General features: G+C 64.6%; 18 protein-coding genes and 1 tRNA gene. 16 read left to right on the top strand and 3 right to left on the bottom strand.

The window, feature by feature from the left end; all coding sequences use genetic code 11:
- Positions 1-317 precede the first annotated feature (317 nt).
- From glyA to QA639_RS24575, 9 genes are all read left to right on the top strand, one after another.
- The gene (glyA, locus tag QA639_RS24615; protein ID WP_157341026.1) at positions 318-1,619 is read left to right on the top strand and encodes a serine hydroxymethyltransferase; all 1,302 of its coding nucleotides are present in this window, start codon (positions 318-320) and stop codon (positions 1,617-1,619) included.
- 26 nt (positions 1,620-1,645) lie between these two features.
- A complete protein-coding gene (gene nrdR, locus QA639_RS24610; RefSeq protein ID WP_016844999.1) occupies positions 1,646-2,128 on the top strand; it encodes a transcriptional regulator NrdR in 483 nt (160 codons plus the stop codon).
- Complete coding sequence (gene ribD, locus QA639_RS24605) at positions 2,125-3,285, top strand: bifunctional diaminohydroxyphosphoribosylaminopyrimidine deaminase/5-amino-6-(5-phosphoribosylamino)uracil reductase RibD (protein WP_283087572.1); 1,161 nt, start codon at positions 2,125-2,127, stop codon at positions 3,283-3,285. Before nrdR ends, ribD begins: the two co-directional genes overlap by 4 nt.
- Complete coding sequence (locus tag QA639_RS24600) at positions 3,285-3,893, top strand: riboflavin synthase (protein ID WP_157341030.1); 609 nt, start codon at positions 3,285-3,287, stop codon at positions 3,891-3,893. The genes ribD and QA639_RS24600 overlap by 1 nt, the downstream gene beginning before the upstream one ends.
- 215 nt (positions 3,894-4,108) lie before the next feature.
- On the top strand, positions 4,109-4,600 hold the full coding sequence (gene ribH / locus QA639_RS24595; protein WP_028333870.1) for a 6,7-dimethyl-8-ribityllumazine synthase: 492 nt from the start codon (positions 4,109-4,111) through the stop codon (positions 4,598-4,600).
- Between the two features lie 2 nt (positions 4,601-4,602).
- Positions 4,603-5,097, top strand: a complete 495-nt coding sequence (gene nusB, locus QA639_RS24590; RefSeq protein ID WP_016844994.1) for a transcription antitermination factor NusB — start codon at positions 4,603-4,605, stop codon at positions 5,095-5,097.
- A gap of 136 nt (positions 5,098-5,233) precedes the next feature.
- Positions 5,234-6,235, top strand: coding sequence for a thiamine-phosphate kinase (gene thiL / locus QA639_RS24585; protein WP_283087571.1), 1,002 nt, complete (start codon positions 5,234-5,236; stop codon positions 6,233-6,235).
- Positions 6,236-6,521: 286 nt separating this feature from the next.
- Positions 6,522-8,642 (top strand): sodium-translocating pyrophosphatase, encoded by a 2,121-nt coding sequence (locus QA639_RS24580; protein ID WP_028333872.1) that lies wholly within the window; start codon positions 6,522-6,524, stop codon positions 8,640-8,642.
- Positions 8,643-8,730: 88 nt separating this feature from the next.
- Positions 8,731-8,886 (top strand): hypothetical protein, encoded by a 156-nt coding sequence (locus QA639_RS24575; RefSeq protein ID WP_198400077.1) that lies wholly within the window; start codon positions 8,731-8,733, stop codon positions 8,884-8,886.
- Positions 8,887-9,041: 155 nt separating this feature from the next.
- On the opposite strand, the gene QA639_RS24570 is transcribed toward QA639_RS24575, so the two are convergent.
- Both QA639_RS24570 and QA639_RS24565 read right to left on the bottom strand, forming a co-directional pair.
- Complete coding sequence (locus QA639_RS24570; RefSeq protein ID WP_092077993.1) at positions 9,042-10,049, bottom strand: Bug family tripartite tricarboxylate transporter substrate binding protein; 1,008 nt, start codon at positions 10,047-10,049, stop codon at positions 9,042-9,044.
- 155 nt (positions 10,050-10,204) lie between these two features.
- Positions 10,205-10,681 carry an outer membrane protein assembly factor BamE gene (locus tag QA639_RS24565; RefSeq protein WP_157341035.1) on the bottom strand — a complete coding sequence of 159 codons (477 nt, stop codon included), beginning with the start codon at positions 10,679-10,681 and terminating at the stop codon, positions 10,205-10,207.
- A gap of 137 nt (positions 10,682-10,818) precedes the next feature.
- On the opposite strand from QA639_RS24565, the gene QA639_RS24560 reads away from it, so the two are divergent.
- From QA639_RS24560 to QA639_RS24530, 7 genes are all read left to right on the top strand, one after another.
- Positions 10,819-11,370: a ubiquinol-cytochrome C chaperone family protein gene (locus QA639_RS24560; RefSeq protein ID WP_157341037.1), complete on the top strand. Its 552-nt coding sequence runs from the start codon at positions 10,819-10,821 to the stop codon at positions 11,368-11,370.
- Positions 11,367-11,960, top strand: coding sequence for a YceD family protein (locus QA639_RS24555; protein ID WP_157341039.1), 594 nt, complete (start codon positions 11,367-11,369; stop codon positions 11,958-11,960). Before QA639_RS24560 ends, QA639_RS24555 begins: the two co-directional genes overlap by 4 nt.
- A 310-nt stretch (positions 11,961-12,270) precedes the next feature.
- On the top strand, positions 12,271-13,332 hold the full coding sequence (plsX, locus tag QA639_RS24550; RefSeq protein ID WP_028333876.1) for a phosphate acyltransferase PlsX: 1,062 nt from the start codon (positions 12,271-12,273) through the stop codon (positions 13,330-13,332).
- Positions 13,329-14,306, top strand: a complete 978-nt coding sequence (locus QA639_RS24545) for a beta-ketoacyl-ACP synthase III (RefSeq protein ID WP_028333877.1) — start codon at positions 13,329-13,331, stop codon at positions 14,304-14,306. Before plsX ends, QA639_RS24545 begins: the two co-directional genes overlap by 4 nt.
- 129 nt (positions 14,307-14,435) lie before the next feature.
- Positions 14,436-14,771, top strand: coding sequence for an integration host factor subunit alpha (locus QA639_RS24540; protein WP_035631661.1), 336 nt, complete (start codon positions 14,436-14,438; stop codon positions 14,769-14,771).
- Positions 14,772-14,899: 128 nt separating this feature from the next.
- Positions 14,900-15,493 (top strand): MerR family transcriptional regulator, encoded by a 594-nt coding sequence (locus QA639_RS24535; protein WP_016844981.1) that lies wholly within the window; start codon positions 14,900-14,902, stop codon positions 15,491-15,493.
- A 100-nt stretch (positions 15,494-15,593) separates the two neighbouring features.
- Positions 15,594-15,671: transfer RNA gene (locus QA639_RS24530), tRNA-Pro, on the top strand.
- An 843-nt stretch (positions 15,672-16,514) separates the two neighbouring features.
- Here the strand turns inward: QA639_RS24530 and QA639_RS24525 are convergent.
- Positions 16,515-17,027: a MarR family winged helix-turn-helix transcriptional regulator gene (locus QA639_RS24525; RefSeq protein WP_283087570.1), complete on the bottom strand. Its 513-nt coding sequence runs from the start codon at positions 17,025-17,027 to the stop codon at positions 16,515-16,517.
- Positions 17,028-17,443: the final 416 nt, after the last annotated feature.

Raw genomic sequence — 17,443 nt, 5'->3', positions numbered from 1 at the left:
GCGTGCAAGACTTTGAAACCTCGAGGCGATTGTTGTCTTGTCCGCGGCCCCGCGCGGTCCGGGAAGGGGTGTCACCTTCCATTGGCGGCTGCCACAGCCGTGCTGGCCGCGCGGCGGGAACCGGGCGGTGGGGGTGGCCGTCCGGCCGGCTGGCAATCCCCGCCATCCCCACCATATCTGGCATAATTGACCGGCAGGGACCGCAACCGCTTGGCCATTTTGGGGCGATGTGATAACGCTCTGAAACCAGCTTCGACCGCCACTTGTGACCGTCCGCATCCCGCCTAAAGGCTTGCGGCGGTGGAGATATTTCGCCGATGACCTCATCCAGCAAGACCGCTTCCGCGCCCGATTCCTTCTTCACCGCGACCCTCGCCCAGGCCGATCCCGAAATCGCTGCCGCGATCAAGGGCGAGCTCGGCCGGCAGCGTCACGAGATCGAGCTGATCGCCTCGGAAAACATCGTCAGCCGCGCCGTGCTGGAGGCGCAGGGCTCGGTGATGACCAACAAATACGCGGAGGGTTATCCGGGCGCGCGCTACTACGGCGGTTGCGAGTGGGTCGACGTTGCCGAGACGCTGGCGATCGAGCGCGCCAAGAAGCTGTTCGGCGCCGGCTTCGCCAACGTCCAGCCGAACTCCGGCAGCCAGATGAACCAGGCGGCGTTTCTGGCGCTGCTGCAACCCGGCGACACCTTCATGGGCCTCGACCTCGCGGCCGGCGGCCATCTCACCCACGGTTCGCCGGTCAACATGTCCGGCAAGTGGTTCAAGGCCGCGCACTACACGGTACGCCGCGAGGACCAGATCATCGACATGGACGAAGTCCAGAAGCAGGCCGAGCAGGTCAAGCCGAAGCTGATCATCGCCGGCGGCTCGGCCTATTCGCGCGCCTGGGACTTCAAGCGCTTCCGCGAGATCGCGGACTCCGTCGGCGCGTATCTGCTGGTCGACATGGCGCATTTCGCGGGCCTCGTCGCCGGCGGCGTGCATGCCTCGCCGGTGCCGCACGCCCACGTCACCACCACGACGACGCACAAGTCGCTGCGCGGCCCGCGCGGCGGCCTGATCCTCACCAATGACGAGACGCTGGCCAAGAAGCTGAACTCGGCGATCTTCCCGGGCCTGCAGGGTGGTCCGCTGATGCACGTCATCGCCGCCAAGGCGGTGGCGTTCGCCGAAGCGCTGCGGCCGGACTTCAAGGTCTACGCCAAGAACGTGGTCGAGAACGCCAAGGCGCTGGCGGAGACGCTGCGCGGCCACGGCCTCGACATCGTCTCCGGCGGCACCGACAACCATCTGATGCTGGTCGATCTCAGGCCGAAGGGCCTGAAGGGCAACATCTCCGAGAAGGCGCTGGTGCGCGCCGCCATCACCTGCAACAAGAACGGCATCCCGTTCGATCCCGAAAAGCCGTTCGTCACCTCCGGCCTGCGTCTCGGCACGCCGGCGGCGACCACGCGCGGCTTCGGCGTCGCCGAGTTCAAGCAGGTCGGCGGCATGATCGCGGAAGTGCTGAACGCGTTGGCGCAGTCGCCGGACGGCAAGGCGCCGCTGGTCGAGGCTGCGATCAAGGAGCGCGTCAAGGCGCTGACCGATCGCTTCCCGATCTATCAGTAAAAGGTCGCTGCCAGAGGTCCCGTCGGATGCGCTGCCCGAGCTGCAATTCTCTCGACACGCAGGTCAAGGACTCGCGTCCGACCGAGGACTCCGCGGTCATTCGCAGGCGTCGCGTCTGCATGGCCTGCAACTTCCGCTTCACGACCTTCGAGCGGGTGCAGCTGCGCGAGCTGACCGTGATCAAGCGCAACGGCCGCCGCGTGCCGTTCGACCGCGACAAGCTGGTGCGTTCGCTGCAGATCTCCTTGCGCAAGCGCCCGGTGGAATCCGAGCGAGTGGAGAAGATGGTGTCCACCATCGTGCGCGAGCTCGAAAGCGGCGGCGAGGCCGAGGTCTCCTCGGAGGCGATCGGCGAGATCGTGATGGAGCATCTGCGCCAGCTCGACGACGTCGCCTATGTGCGCTTCGCCTCGGTCTATCGCAACTTCCGCGAGGCCAAGGACTTCGAGGCCGTGCTCGACGAATTGACCGGCGAAGAGGACCCGCGGCTCGCGACGCTACGCAAATGATCTTCCGCATTCTGGAAGACCAGTTCGCGCAGAAGGCCAAAGAGGCCAGGGAAGCGGCAAAGGCGGCCGACCTGCGCTTCATGCAGCTGGCGCTGGCGCTTGGCCGGCGCGGGCTCGGGCGCACCTGGCCCAATCCGGCGGTCGGCGCCGTCATCGTCAAGGACGGCGTCATCGTTGGCCGCGGCTGGACGCAAGCAGGCGGCCGGCCGCATGCCGAGGTCGAGGCACTCAGGCGCGCCGGCGATGCCGCGCGCGGCGCCACGCTCTACGTGACGCTCGAACCCTGCTCGCATTTCGGCCGCTCGCCGCCTTGCGCCGACGCCGTTGTGGCGGCCGGGCTCGCCCGCGTCGTCTCGGCGATCGAGGATCCCAATCCGGAAGTCGCCGGGCAGGGGCACGCCAAGCTGCGTGCCGCCGGCATCGCGGTCGATGTCGGGCTGTGTGCGGCGGAAGCTGAGCGCGACCACGCCGGACACTTCCGCCGCATCCGCGACAAGCGCCCGCATGTGATCCTCAAGCTCGCGGTGTCCGCCGACGATAAGATCGCAGCTGATGGCCACAAGCCGGCTGCGATATCAGGCGAGGCCGCGCGGACCCGGGTGCATCTGCTGCGCGCGCAGAGCGATGCGATCCTGGTCGGCATCGGCACGGTCAAGGCCGACGATCCGCTTTTGACCTGCCGGCTGCCCGGCATGGCGGCGCGCTCGCCGGTGCGCCTGGTACTGGACCGTGCGCTGCGCATTTCAGGCGACAGCCGCCTGGTGCATTCGGCGCGCGAGACGCCGCTCTGGGTGCTGACATCCGACATGGCGGAGGCGCCTGCCGCGGTGAAGTTAGGTGCCGCCGGCGCGCAGGTGATCCGCGTCGCCGCCAGCGCGCCCCAAGGGCTCGATCTGCCGTCCGTCCTGGATGCGCTGGCGGAGAAGGGGATCTCGCGGCTGCTGGTCGAGGGCGGATCGCGCGTGGCAAATTCTTTCGTGGCAGCCGGCCTTGTCGACGAGATCTGGCTGTTGCGCGGACCTGATGCGATCGGTGCCGGCGGCGTTCCCGCGCTGGACGCAATGCCGCTCGACGCAATCACGCAGTCGCCCGTCTTCCGGCTTCGTGCTAGCGAAACCCTCGGCAAAGACAGTCTCATGATCTACGAGCGTGCGTAATGTTTACCGGAATTGTCACCGATATCGGTGAGATCACCAGCCTGAAGCAGGTGGCGCAGGGGCAGCTGCATCGCATGCGGATTGCTTGCGACTACGACCAGACCACGATCGCCGACGGCGCCTCGATCGCCTGCAATGGCGTCTGCCTCACCGTCGTCGCCTCCGGCATCGCCGATGGCAAGACCTGGTTCGATGTCGATGCGGCGGCCGAGACGCTCGGCATGACCACCGCCAAGCATTGGGGGCAGGGCGGCCGGCTCAATCTTGAGCGCGCGCTCAAGATCGGCGACGAACTCGGCGGTCACATCGTGGCCGGGCATGCCGACGGCATCGCCACCATCGTCAAGCGCGACGATCTGCCCGACATGGCGCGCTTCGAGCTGCGAACCAGCCGCGAACTGGCACGTTTCATCGCGGCGAAGGGGTCGGTCACGCTGGACGGCGTGTCGCTGACCGTGAACACGGTCGACGACGTCAGCTTTTCGGTGCTGATCATCCCGCACACGCTTTCCGTCACGACCCTGAGGGGCTGGAAGGCGGGCAGCGAGGTCAATATCGAGGTCGATCTGATGGCCCGCTACGCGGCGCGGCTGTCGGAGATGAAATAGCTTCGGCTCGGGCATTGCGGCCAAGACAGACGTCCCTATCTGCCTATTCGCCTCGGGCGATTTTCAGCCCCGGGTGGCCTATGCATTGCAAGCGAACCCGGCCTGAAAAATCGGGCTGATCGCGGTGACATCCAGGGCAGTATTGCCCTTGGCTTTAACCCCTGCTGCGCCTAAAACGCTGCACAACTCCTCCCCAAGTTCCGATTGGTATTGCAATGGCTGACGCGCGGCGCGCACCCCTGAAAGACCAGACCGACATTACCGGCGCACGCGTGCTGATCGTCGAGGCGCGGTTCTATGACGACATCCAGGATGCGCTGCTAGAAGGCGCGCTGGCCGAGATCAAGGCCGCGGGTGCGACGCACGATGTGATCACGGTGCCGGGCGCGCTGGAGATTCCGGCGGCGATCGCGATCGCGATCGATGCGGCTGAAGCGAACGGCAAGCCCTATGACGCGGCGATCGCGCTCGGCTGCGTGGTGCGCGGCGACACCATCCATTTCGAGATCGTCTCGCAGGAGTCCTCGCGCGGATTGATGGATTTGGCCGTCAGCCGGAAATTTCCGCTCGGCAACGGCATCCTCACCGTCAACACCGAGGCGCAGGCCTGGGCGCGGGCGCGCGCCAGCGAGCTCAACAAGGGCGGCGATGCGGCGCGTGCGGCGCTGGCGATGCTGCGGATCAAACGCCGTCTGGCAAAGGCCTGACCATGGCTGACAACAAGAAGCCCGCGAAAGCCCCCGACAGAAAAGCCAACCGCCGCGGCGCGGCACGGCTCGCCGCGGTGCAGGCGCTTTACCAGATGGACATTGGCGGCGCCGGCATCAACGACATCTTCGCCGAGTTCGAGAGCCACTGGCTCGGCAATGAGGTCGAGGGCGAGAAATATTTGCCGGCGGAAGCCGCGTTTTTCCGCGATGTGGTCTCCGGCGTGGTGCGCGACCAGGCCAGGCTCGACCCGCTGATCGACGAGGCGCTGTCGAAAGGCTGGCCGCTGAAGCGTATCGACGCCATCCTGCGCGCGGTGCTGCGGGCAGGGTCCTACGAGCTCGAGCACCGCAAGGACGTGCCGGGCCGCGTGGTGGTCTCCGAATATGTCGACGTCGCGCATGCTTTCGTCGAGAAGGACGAAACCGGCATGGTCAACGCCGTGCTCGACCAGATCGCGCGCCAGTTCCGCGGCGACGAGTTTGTGCGGAGCTGAGTGGAGACATATGATCGCTTGACCGTCACCCTGAGGAGGCCGCGCGGCGGCCGTCTCGAAGGGCGACGGCCCGGCTGGGGCCGTGCATCCTTCGAGGCTCGCTCCGCTCGCACCTCAGGATGACGGGGCTGCTATCGTGACGCAGAGCGACAAACCGATATCCGGCGAAGACTCCCTGATCGCGCGCTATTTCAAGCCGCTCGCGACCGATCCGGGGGCGTTCGGGCTCGACGACGACGCCGCCGCGCTAAGGGCAGATGGCGAGGACATCGTGGTCACCACGGACGCCATCGTCGAGGGCGTGCATTTCCTCCGCGATGATCCGCCCGACACGCTGGCGCGCAAGGCGCTGCGGGTGAACCTCTCCGACATCGCTGCCAAGGGCGCGGTGCCGGCGGGCTTCGTGCTGACGCTGGCGCTGCGCGGCGCCGAGGAGGCCTGGCTGAAGCCGTTTGCCCGGGCGCTCGGCGAGGACGCCGCGCATTTCGGCTGCCCGCTGCTCGGTGGCGACACGGTCTCGACGCCGGGGCCGCTGATGATCTCGATCACTGCGTTCGGCCGGGTGCCGCAGGGCACGATGGTGCATCGCGCAGGGGCACAGGCGGGCGACCGTGTGTTCGTCACCGGCACGATCGGAGACGCCGCGCTCGGCCTCGATGTGCTCCGGGGTGGCCCGGTCGCCGCGGCTCTGGCGGACGATGTCGTCGGGCGGGATTTCTTTGCCGCCCGTTACCGTGTTCCGCAGCCGCGCAACGCCTTGGCCAAAGCCGTCCGCACCCACGCCAGCGCCGCGATGGATGTGTCCGACGGTCTTGCCGGCGATCTGACCAAGCTTTGCGCAGCCAGTGGTGTGGCGGCCGTGATCAACGTGACGAGTATCCCGTTGTCGTCCGCGGCCGCAGCGCTGCTCGCACGCAAGGCGATCGATATCGAGACCTTGGTGGCCGGCGGTGATGATTACGAGCTCTTGTGCGCGGTCCCGAGCGATCATGTCGACGCGTTTCTGCGCGACGCACGGCAGGCCAAGGTCGCGGTGACCGCAATCGGCGGCTTGATCGCAGGCTTGTCGCCACCGAGCTTCCTTGACGGGCAGGGCCGGGAACTGAAGCTGAAGCGGCTGTCCTACAGCCATTTCTAGAGCGTTTTCGAGCGAAGCGGGCACCGGTTCGCATTAAGAAAACCCGTCGGAATGGAAGCCGCGCTCGACTTCCCGCGCCTGATAGCGCCGATTTTCCTTCTAAATAGCTGCCGATATCGGCGTTTTCGGCCACAGGTGGCGTTGCACAGCGGTAACGATTTTGGCAAGGTCGCGCCCGATTTGAGGCAATCCGTTTTTGGGGAGGATTGTCCTCGCAAAATAAGCGCCTGCCGCCCCCCTAGCGGCACAAGAAGGCGCGGGGGTTACATCAAGGATCTGAGGCAACATGACAGCTTTATGGTTGATTGTGCTCTGCGGGGCGCTTTCCATCGTCTACGCGATCTGGGCGACGCAGTCGGTCTTGAACGCGGATGCGGGTAATCCGCGCATGCAGGAAATCGCGGCCGCGGTGCGCGAGGGCGCACAGGCCTATCTGCGGCGGCAGTACACCACGATCGGCATGGTCGGTATCGTGATCTTCGTGGTGCTGGCCTACTTCCTGGGCCTGCCGGTGGCGATCGGCTTTGCGATCGGCGCCATCCTGTCGGGGGCTGCCGGCTTCATCGGCATGAACGTCTCGGTGCGCGCCAACGTCCGCACCGCTCAGGCGGCAACCACCTCGCTCGCCGGCGGCCTCGAGCTCGCCTTCAAGGCGGGCGCGATCACCGGCATGCTGGTTGCGGGGCTCGCGCTGCTCGGCGTCACCATCTACTTCATGGTGCTGGTCAAGTTCATGGGTCTGGAAGCGGGCAGCCGCACCGTGGTCGACGCCATGGTGGCGCTCGGCTTCGGCGCCTCGCTGATCTCGATCTTCGCCCGTCTCGGCGGCGGCATCTTCACCAAGGGTGCGGACGTCGGCGGCGACCTCGTCGGCAAGGTCGAGGCCGGTATCCCGGAGGACGATCCGCGTAACCCGGCCACCATCGCCGACAACGTCGGCGACAATGTCGGCGACTGCGCCGGCATGGCGGCTGACCTGTTCGAGACCTATGCGGTGACCGCGGTCGCCACCATGGTGCTTGCGGCGATCTTCTTCGCCAAGACGCCGATCCTGGTGAACATGATGACGCTGCCGCTCGCGATCGGCGGCATCTGCATCATCACCTCGATCATCGGCACCTTCTTCGTCAAGCTCGGTGCCAGCCAGTCCATCATGGGCGCCCTCTATAAGGGCCTGATCGCCACCGGCATCCTGTCGCTGGTCGGCGTCGCGCTCGTGATCAATTGGCTGGTCGGCTTCGGCAAGCTCGACGGCGTCGACTATACCGGCATGGCGCTGTTCTGGTGCGGCGTGGTCGGTCTCGTCGTCACCGGCCTGATCATCTGGATCACCGAATACTACACCGGCACCGACTATCGCCCGGTGAAGTCGATCGCCTCGGCCTCGGTCACCGGTCACGGTACCAACGTGATCCAGGGCCTGGCGGTCTCGATGGAAGCGACCGCGCTGCCCGCGATCGTGATCATCGCCGGCATCCTCGTCACCTACAGCCTTGCCGGCCTGTTCGGCATCGCGATCGCGACCGCCACCATGCTGGCGCTGGCCGGCATGATCGTCGCGCTCGACGCCTTCGGCCCGGTCACCGACAACGCCGGCGGCATCGCCGAGATGGCGGGGCTGCCGAAGGAGGTGCGCAAGTCGACCGACGCGCTCGACGCGGTCGGCAACACCACCAAGGCGGTGACCAAAGGCTACGCGATCGGCTCCGCCGGTCTCGGTGCGCTGGTGCTGTTTGCGGCCTATAATCAGGACCTCAAATTCTTCATCAGCGACGCCAATGCCCATGCCTACTTCAAGGGCGTCAACCCGGACTTCTCCCTGAACAATCCTTACGTCGTGGTCGGCCTGCTGTTCGGCGGCCTGCTGCCGTATCTGTTCGGTGCGATGGGCATGACCGCAGTCGGTCGTGCCGCCGGTGCGATCGTCGAGGAAGTGCGCCGTCAGTTCCGCGAGAAGCCCGGCATCATGCAGGGCACCGACAAGCCGGACTACGGCAAGGCGGTCGACCTGCTGACCCGGGCGGCGATCAAGGAGATGATCATCCCGTCGCTGCTGCCGGTGCTGTCGCCGATCGTGGTCTACTTCCTGATCTATGCGATCGCGGGCGGCGGCGCAGCCGGCAAGTCGGCGGCATTCTCCGCGGTCGGTGCCATGCTGCTCGGCGTCATCGTCACCGGTCTGTTCGTCGCGATCTCGATGACCTCGGGTGGCGGCGCATGGGACAACGCCAAGAAGTACATCGAGGACGGCCACTACGGCGGCAAGGGCTCTGACGCCCACAAGTCCGCGGTGACCGGCGATACCGTCGGCGATCCCTACAAGGATACGGCGGGCCCGGCGGTGAATCCGATGATCAAGATCACCAACATCGTGGCGCTGCTGCTGCTGGCGATCCTGGCGCACTGAGCGGCGGACACGACTGAAGCGAAGCCCCGCGGTGAAAGCCGCGGGGTTTTATTTTTGAACCAGACGCGAACAACACGGAGATCAATCGATGTCGCTCTCATCCGCACGGAACTACGCGCTCCGCGCCTCCAAATCACAGGATCAGAAGGAGGCCATCGAGCTGCTCTCGAACGCGATCATGGAACTGGCGATGTCGATTGAAGCGACCGACGCCAAGGTCAAGAAGATCAACAAGTCTTCGTAGCGTCAGAGCGTCGGGCGGATTAGCGAAACGTAATCCACCGATAGGTCTAGCCGCATGTTTGCAGCGTCATTCCGGGGCGCCTCGAAGAGGCGAACCCGGAATCTTGAGATTCCGGGTTCGATGCTTCGCATCGTCCCGGAATGACGGCTACGCCGTCACTTGACCTCCATCTGCAGGCCTTCCTTCTCGATGATCGCCGCGAACTTCTTCGTCTCGGCATCGACGAAATCGGAGAATTGCTGGGGCGTGCCGTAGTCGGCGCGCGCGCCCATGCCGGCGATGTTCTTCTTGACGTCGTCGCGCTCCAGCATCGCCTTGACCTGGCGGTTCAACTCGTCGAGCACCGGGGCGGGTGCGGTCTTCGGCAGGAACACGCCGAACCAGGACGAGACGTCGAACTTTGCCAATTCCGGCGCGCCCTCGCGCATCGTCGGCAGGTTCGGTGCGGAATCGCTGCGCTCCGGCGTGGTGACACAGAGGCCGTTGAGTTTGCCGTCCTGCACCTGCGGCAGCGACGGATAGAGATTGTCGAACAGGATCTGGATGTCGCCGGCGAGCCCGGCCTGCAATGCGGGACCAGCGCCGCGGAACGGCACGTGCGTCATCTTCAGCCCGGTGAGTTGCAGGAACCAGGCGCCGGTGAGGTGAGGGCTCTGCCCGGTGCCGGACGAGCCGTAGGTGAGCTTGTCCGGATTCTTCTTCAGGAAGGCGATCAATTCGGGGATCGACTTGAGGCCGGTCGACGGATGCGCCGACACGATGTTCGGAATCCGGATCATGTTGGAGACCGGCTGCAACTGGTCGGCCTTGTAGGTCAGATTCCGGAAGATGCTGTAGGCGATCGCGTTGGGGCCGGGATTGCCGATCAGGATGGTGTGGCCGTCGCCCTTGGCGCGCGTGACCTCGGATGTGCCGATGGTGCCGCCGGCGCCGGAGCGATTCTCCACCACCACCGACTGGCCCCAGAGCGGCTGCAAATGCGCCGCGAGCAGCCGCCCCATCACGTCGGTCGAGCCGCCGGCCGCCGCCGGCACGATGATGCGGACGGTCTCGGTCGGCCGCCAGTCACCGGCGCCGAGGCTCGCGCGCGGCAGGATCGCCGCAGCCGTCAATGCGGCAGTGCCCGACAATACCGTACGACGGGAAAATCTCTTGGCTCTCATGCGTTTACCCCCTGCTCAGGCTCTTGCTTGCGAGCAAACTAGGGGACCGCTTGCCCTTCGGGCAAGCGACAACTTGGCGCAGCGGGTTATGCTCCAGACTCCGGTTTGACGCGCTTCCTTCACGCGAACCGGAGTCCACTTCGTTCGAAAACGCTCTAGTTGAAGCTCAACAGCTTGAAGAGCGGTGTCAGGTAGGACATTTCCTGGCCCGACGTCGGCGTGGTCCGGCTGACGAAGTCGAAAATCTTGCCGTCCTTCAGGCCGTAATTGGCGAGCCGGCGCACCTGCCGATTCTTGTCGAAATAGACCGCGATGACGCGCTGGTCGATCACCCGCTGATTCATGAAGGCGACCGGGCGGGAGGTCCGTTGCGAGATGTAATAAAACACCTCGCCGTCCAGCGTTGCGACCGTCGAGGGCGTGCCGAGCACGATCAGCACCTGGTCCTGGCTCGCGCCGATCGGGATCTGCTCGAGCGCCCCGTCGGGCAGGATGTAGCCCTTCTGGAATTGTTCGCCGGCGCAGCCGCCGAGTGCGGCGCAGACGAGGCCAATCGCCGCGACGGCGCGGAGACGCGAAAAGAACCCGCGCGCGGAAGCGGCGCGAGGCTGTCGTGAAAGCGTGTGGTTCATCGGCGGAACTGATCCGTCCCCTTGCATCGGCCGAGGCATTGACGTACCGGGCAGCTCAATGGATTGCAATCATGCCGAGCTCCAATGGGCGACCTCTCAACAGGCGACCCTTTGGGGACCGGCAGCCGGAACCCGTCATGCTTTGGCCGTTCAATCACTTCAGAAGACCCCGGGTGCCCGCGCGCAGCACCATTGAGACCATCTATGGCATGATCGTGACGCAGGCGCGAGAACCGTTGTTTTACCGTGACTTGGGCGTTCCGGACACGGTTAACGGCCGTTTTGACCTCCTTCTGATGCATCTGTGGCTGGTGCTGCGGCGACTGAAATCCGTCGAGGGCGGCGTCGCGCTGTCCCAGGCCCTGTTTGATCATTTCTGCATCGATATGGACGACAATCTGCGGGAAATGGGCGTAGGCGACCTCACGGTGCCGAAGCGCATGCAGGCGTTCGGCGAAGCCTTCTACGGCCGCACCGCGGCCTACGATCTGGCGCTGACCGACAGCGAGGCGGCCTTGGCCGAGTCGTTCTGCAAGAACATCCTCAACGGTCAGAATATCGACAAGGCCCGCGAGCTCGCCGTCTACGCCAGGGAGGCGATTGAACAGCTGGCGCGCACCGACCTCGCGGCGTTGGGCAAGGGCGCCTGGCGCTTTCCGGTACCACAGGCTGCGGGGACCGCGGCATGAGCGGCGGCGGCACAGGGCAATCAGATGCACGGCGCGACCGCGACCCCTGGCGGGTTCTCGTCAATGTTGCGCAGATCCCGGAGACCGGCCTGCATCGCGAGATCGCGGCCGACGAGCCGGCGCGCAGGGCGATGGCCGAAGTTGCCGAGTTGAGGGAGGTCGTCTCCGCGCGTGCAGAGTTCGACCTGCAGCCCAAGCGCGACGGCAGCTACCACGTCACCGGCAGGGTCCAGGCCAGGGTCGGGCAGACTTGCGTGGTGACGCTCGATCCGATCGAGAACGAGATCGATGAGCCGATCGATGTGGTGTTCGCGCCGCCCGAGCAGATCCCGCAAATGGCCGACCTGGTCGACGACGCCGACGACAGCGATGAGGAAACGCCGGACCCGCCGGAGCCGATCGTCGGCGGCTTCATCGACATCGGCCGGCTTGCCACCGATGCGCTGTTTCTCGGCATAGACCCGTATCCGCGCAAGGTGGATGCGGTCTTTGAACAGAAGGCTGAAGCGCCTGACCCGGAAAATCATCCCTTCGCGGGGCTGAAGGCGCTGAAGAAAAAGCCGGACGGCAAGAAGCCCAAGGGAAGTTGAGGGCGCCCGGCGTCACATTTGCGGGGATGGCTTGCCTGCAAGCTTGCGCGAGCGCTGTTCCCAGTTACTTCAAATACGTGTCACAATACATTGAAATACAATGTATTTCTGGTATGCTCTGATGTGTTGCGTGACGGTTCGGCAGCTGCCTCATTTGCGGTCAAGAGGTTGTGTCGGATCGAGGACACGCTATTGTCGCGGCCCGGCCGGGACGCGAGTTGGTGTTTCGCCGCGCGCCGTTAACGGCGGTGACTTCAAGCTCGCGGTCCTCGTCTGAAGGGCTGCGGGAAAGCAGGCTTCCGGGACGTTCATGCCTCAAAAGGTTCGAATAGCGCTTGACGCCATGGGGGGCGATGTCGGCGCTTCCGTCGTCGTTCCCGGCGCCGCGATCTCGTTAAGCCGTCATCCCGACAGCGAGTTCCTGCTGGTCGGGGACCGGGCCCAGATCGAGCCGGAGCTTGCCAAGCATCCGGCGCTGAAGGCGGTATCGAAAGTGATCCATACCGACGTCGCCGTGAAGAACGATGAGAAGCCGAGCCAGGCGCTGCGGCGGACCCGCAGGGCGTCCTCGATGTGGCTCGCGATCGACGCCGTGAAGCATGGCGAGGCCGACGTTGCGGTCTCCGCCGGCAACAGCGGCGCGCTGATGGCGATGGGCAGCCTCAATCTGCGGACGCTGCCCGGTGTCGACCGGCCGGCGCTTGCGGCGGTGTGGCCGACGCTGCGCGGCGACTCTGTCGTGCTCGACCTCGGCGCCACGATCGGCGGCGACGCCCGCCATCTGGCGACGCTGGCGGTGATGGGCAGCGCCATGGCGAGCGTGCTGTTCAACCTCGAACGGCCGACCGTCGGCCTGCTCAATATCGGGTCCGAGGAGATGAAGGGGCACGGGGAAATCCGCGAGGCGGCGGAGATGCTGCGCGCGATGAACTCGACCCAGTTCAACTATATCGGTTTCGTCGAGGGCGACGCGATCGGCAAGGGCCTCGCCGATGTCATCGTGTCGGAAGGTTTCAGCGGCAACATTGCGCTCAAGGCCGCCGAGGGAACCGCGCGCCAGATGTTCACGCTGCTGCGCGAGGCCATGTCATCGAGCTGGCTGGCGCGGATCGGCTATTTGCTGGCCCGCGGTGCGTTCCAGAAGCTGCGCGACAAGCTCGATCCCAACAAGTCGAATGGCGGCCTGCTGCTCGGCCTGAAGGGCGTGGTGGTCAAGAGTCATGGCGGCACCAACGCGGAAGGCTTTGCCTATGCGGTGGATGTTGGCTATGAGATGGCCCACTTCGATCTCCTCACCAAGATCAATCAGATGCTCAACCGCGACGGCAGCGCCCTGGTGCAGGCGCAGACCGCGCAGGAGGCTGTCTCGTGACTGCTATACGTTCGGTAGTGCTCGGCTGCGGCTCATATTTGCCGGAGCGGGTTTTGACCAATGCCGAACTGGCCACCCGGATCGACACGTCGGATGACTGGATCGTGCAGCGCACCGGCATCAGCGAGCGCCACATCGCTGCCGACGATGAATTCACCTCGCATCTGGCGATCAAGGCGGCGCAGGCCGCGCTCGCCCATGCGCAAGTCGATGCGCAGTCGATCGACCTGATCGTGGTCGCGACCTCGACGCCCGACAACACCTTTCCGGCCACCGCGGTCGCCGTCCAGCACGGGCTCGGCATCAACCACGGCGTCGCCTTCGACCTGCAGGCGGTCTGTTCCGGCTTCGTCTTCGCGCTGGCCACCGCCGATAATTTCCTGCGCGCCGGCACCCACAAGCGGGCGCTGGTGATCGGTGCCGAAACCTTCTCGCGCATCCTCGACTGGAACGACCGCGGCACCTGCGTGCTGTTCGGCGACGGCGCCGGCGCGGTCGTGCTGGAGGCGCAGCAGCAGTCCGGCACCACCAGCGACCGTGGCGTGTTGACGACGCATCTGCGCTCTGACGGCCGCCACAAGGCGAAGCTGTTCGTCGATGGCGGGCCCGGCTCGACCAGGACGGTCGGTTATCTCCGGATGGAAGGCCGCGAGGTGTTCAAGCATGCCGTCGGCATGATCACCGACGTGATCGTCGACGCCTTCAACGCCACCGGCTTTACCGCCGAGGACATCACCTGGTTCATCCCGCACCAGGCCAACAAGCGAATCATCGATGCGTCGGCGCACAAGCTTCATATTGCGCCGCAGAAAGTGGTGCTGACGGTCGACAAGCACGGCAACACCTCGGCGGCCTCGATCCCGCTCGCGCTGTCGGTCGCCGTGAAGGACGGGCGCGTCAAGAAGGGCGATCTGGTGCTGTTCGAGGCGATGGGCGGCGGCTTCACCTGGGGCTCGGCGCTCGTGCGCTGGTAGCGTATCGCCAAACAGTATCGACAGGTTGCCGGGATCTTTCTGCGCCTGGGCGCTGGTCACTGTTGACCATTGCGCGCTAAGCTTTTAATTTCAGTCAAGAAATTGTTCGCCGAGAGTGCGGGGCAGGCGATGACCACGGGAACCGGAAAAACAGTTACGCGCGTCGATTTGTGTGAGGCGGTCTACCAAAAGGTGGGTCTGTCACGCACGGAATCGTCGGCATTTGTCGAGTTGGTGCTGAAGGAGATCACCGATTGCCTGGAAAAGGGCGAGACGGTGAAGCTGTCCTCATTCGGCTCCTTCATGGTGCGCAAGAAGGGCCAGCGTATCGGCCGTAATCCGAAGACCGGCACCGAGGTGCCGATTTCGCCGCGGCGGGTAATGGTGTTCAAGCCGTCGGCGATCCTGAAGCAGCGGATCAATGGCCATGTCGTCACCAATGGCGACGGCAGCAAGGCCGACTAGAGCGTTTTCAAGCGAAGTGGATACCCGGTTCGCGTGAAGAAAACGCGGCAAAACTAGAATCCGGAGCCCCGTTCCGATTCAATCGGGACGGAAAAGGCTCCAGGCATTGAGCTCAAAGGAGCGGGCATTTGGACAAGGCGCCGGATGCGTTCCGTACCATCAGCGAGGTCGCTGATGAACTCGATATTCCCCAGCATGTGCTGAGATTCTGGGAAACGCGCTTCGCGCAGATCAAGCCGATGAAGCGCAGCGGCGGACGCCGCTATTATCGCCCCGACGACGTCGACCTGCTCAAGGGTATCCGCCGGTTGCTGTACGGCGAGGGCTACACCATCCGCGGCGTGCAGCGGATCCTGAAGGAGCACGGCATCAAATCGGTGCAGGGCATCGCCGACCAGACCGCAGCGGTCTCGTTCGGCGCGGTCGAGGAAGCCGTCGGCAACAGCATGGCCGAGCCCGACGACCTCGAGAACAGCGACGGCCTCGATTTCGACGGCGAGGAGGGCGACGGCGACGAGAAGGGGATCGACTACCGATTCGTCGATCCCGACGAGGATCCGATCCTGTCGACCTACAAGGCGCATGCCCAGCCGGGTAAGGCGCCCGCCGCGCCGCCGGTTCGTCCCTCCGTTCCGTCAGTCGATCGGGAGCGGCTCGAACGCGTGCTGCAGGAGCTGGTCGCCTGCCGGCAGATGATCGACGCAGCGATGAAGGACGGCTGAGGCAAGGAAGCCCGCCAAGGGGAACCGGTGCCCGGATTGCAGTCTTCAGGAGCCTGCTTTGCCTTGCGCGAACGCAGGATCGCAGCTAATGGAACGGCATCGGAGCGTGGCGCAGCCCGGTTAGCGCACTAGTCTGGGAGACTAGGGGTCGGAGGTTCAAATCCTCTCGCTCCGACCATTTTCTCAAAATTCGTTCGGTGATGGTTTGAAGCGGACGCGCATCGCGCGCCGCCGGCTTGCGATTGGTTGCCGATGCTGTTCGCCGGTCGCGGAAAGCTGTGCGCGGAAGCCAACACGCTGCCGTCAATATCGAACAAGCGCTCGTTGAAGAGGCAGCACCAAGCCGATCGCATCGGCGGCTGTCGTGTCGATGAACAAGCGTTCATGGAACGTCACTGATTTCAGGCGGTTAGTTGCGGGGCGCATTTTGGAGGACAAAATGAAGCACGCAATCATCGTCCTTTCCGCGGCATGCCTGATGGCTTCCACACCGGTTGCTTTTGCACAGGGTGTTTCGAGCAAATCACCTGGACACGAGATGCAAAAGAAGGGCTCCAAGAAGGGCAGTCCCGGCGCGTCGGGCTATGCACCCGGGCACGAGATGCAGGCACGAGGATCGAAAGCCGGGGCCCCAGGGGCCTCTGGCTACGCCCCTGGCCAGACGACGGGCTCGGGCAGCGGGATGACCGGAGGCACCTCGACCAGGTCCAGATAGTTACACTGCGAGGTTGGCTTTGCCGGGGCCCCGGCCGTCAGCGCCGGGGCTCCTTTTTCATGGCCCGTTCACCGATCGCGCGCAGCTTGGCCCGTTTCATGCTTTCCATTGAGGGGCAAATGGGGGGCCAACGTGATTGCTGAACACTTCCTGGTCTGGGCTGCGCTGCTGAGCGTCCTCGCCTTCCTGGCGTTCCAGTCGGCGGGGCGCGGACACCGATAAGTCTCCGCATCGTACGCTTCGCAAGGTGAACCGCGCGACCGTTCCGGTTTGCCAGTCGTCCCGTCCGCTGCAGAGCCGGTCGCTTCAGGCCTCGGCTTCCATCGCAACAATCAGGCAGGCCTTTTCGAGGCGGCTGGTGAGCATCGAAAGCTTGGCCGTGAACTCGGCCAGCTCAGGCTCGCTGAACTCCTCGAAGACGGTTTTCTTGAACGCCTTGTGCTGTTCGGCGAGGCCCGCGAGGTGCTTTTTGGTCTTGTCGGTCAGCGACAGCCGGACCACGCGCGCATCGGCCGGGGAGGGTGCGCGCCGCAGCAGCTCCTTCTGCTCGAGCAGCTTGGACTGCGTGGTCACGAACGACGGATCGACGTGCAGCAGCTTCGACACCACGTTGATCGGCACGCCGTCATCCTTGTCGAGATCCGAGATCGCGATGAGAATCATCCATTGCGGACCGCTGACGCCAAGCGACTTGCCCCAGAATTGACGGACGCGCTCCAGATGCGAGTTGATGGCCGAAATCTCGAGCGTGAACCGCTTGATGATGTCGAGATGTTCGATGGCGCGCTGGCGCGTCGAATCCTTCCTTGTCACTGACACAGCTTCCTCTTCCCTCGGGCGCCGACTCAGCTTTGTGCTGATTTATTTCTTGTTTTCCGCGCTGCAGTAGGTTTTTTCCCGCAAGCCGCCAACGAACGCAAGTGAACGTAAAGTAATTATGATGGTCGTGTGACGGTTGGACTATTTGGGGTGTGACAAGTTTTCTCAGGTAAGCAAAGGGCTTACAGGCAGCGTTGCCGGCGAGACACAGTGTGGCCGCATTCGCATTCCTGACTTTATAAACTATTTTGATTGGCGAACTGGCCAATGCATATTGAACCCGGCGGTAGGGGAATCTCGATCGTCCCGTTGCGGTGATCGTTCAAGTCCGTCGCACACCACAGATTGATCTGAGGGTGCGGGGTTTGGGGAAAACGGTCTTGGACAATGCGGGAGGATCACGGGGCGCTCGCGGC

Source organism: Bradyrhizobium pachyrhizi (assembly GCF_029714545.1).
GTDB classification, from domain to species: domain Bacteria; phylum Pseudomonadota; class Alphaproteobacteria; order Rhizobiales; family Xanthobacteraceae; genus Bradyrhizobium; species Bradyrhizobium pachyrhizi.
The sequence above is the reverse complement of the archived record's forward strand: the minus strand, read 5'-3'. Positions and strand labels throughout refer to the sequence as shown.

Coding starts and splice junctions, on each gene's coding strand:
- glyA (WP_157341026.1), top strand. CDS start 318: ATGACCTCATCCAGCAAGACCGCTTCCGCGCCCGATTCCTTCTTCACC.
- nrdR (WP_016844999.1), top strand. CDS start 1,646: ATGCGCTGCCCGAGCTGCAATTCTCTCGACACGCAGGTCAAGGACTCG.
- ribD (WP_283087572.1), top strand. CDS start 2,125: ATGATCTTCCGCATTCTGGAAGACCAGTTCGCGCAGAAGGCCAAAGAG.
- QA639_RS24600 (WP_157341030.1), top strand. CDS start 3,285: ATGTTTACCGGAATTGTCACCGATATCGGTGAGATCACCAGCCTGAAG.
- ribH (WP_028333870.1), top strand. CDS start 4,109: ATGGCTGACGCGCGGCGCGCACCCCTGAAAGACCAGACCGACATTACC.
- nusB (WP_016844994.1), top strand. CDS start 4,603: ATGGCTGACAACAAGAAGCCCGCGAAAGCCCCCGACAGAAAAGCCAAC.
- QA639_RS24580 (WP_028333872.1), top strand. CDS start 6,522: ATGACAGCTTTATGGTTGATTGTGCTCTGCGGGGCGCTTTCCATCGTC.
- QA639_RS24575 (WP_198400077.1), top strand. CDS start 8,731: ATGTCGCTCTCATCCGCACGGAACTACGCGCTCCGCGCCTCCAAATCA.
- QA639_RS24570 (WP_092077993.1), bottom strand. CDS start 10,049: ATGAGAGCCAAGAGATTTTCCCGTCGTACGGTATTGTCGGGCACTGCC.
- QA639_RS24565 (WP_157341035.1), bottom strand. CDS start 10,681: ATGAACCACACGCTTTCACGACAGCCTCGCGCCGCTTCCGCGCGCGGG.
- QA639_RS24560 (WP_157341037.1), top strand. CDS start 10,819: ATGCTTTGGCCGTTCAATCACTTCAGAAGACCCCGGGTGCCCGCGCGC.
- QA639_RS24555 (WP_157341039.1), top strand. CDS start 11,367: ATGAGCGGCGGCGGCACAGGGCAATCAGATGCACGGCGCGACCGCGAC.
- plsX (WP_028333876.1), top strand. CDS start 12,271: ATGCCTCAAAAGGTTCGAATAGCGCTTGACGCCATGGGGGGCGATGTC.
- QA639_RS24540 (WP_035631661.1), top strand. CDS start 14,436: ATGACCACGGGAACCGGAAAAACAGTTACGCGCGTCGATTTGTGTGAG.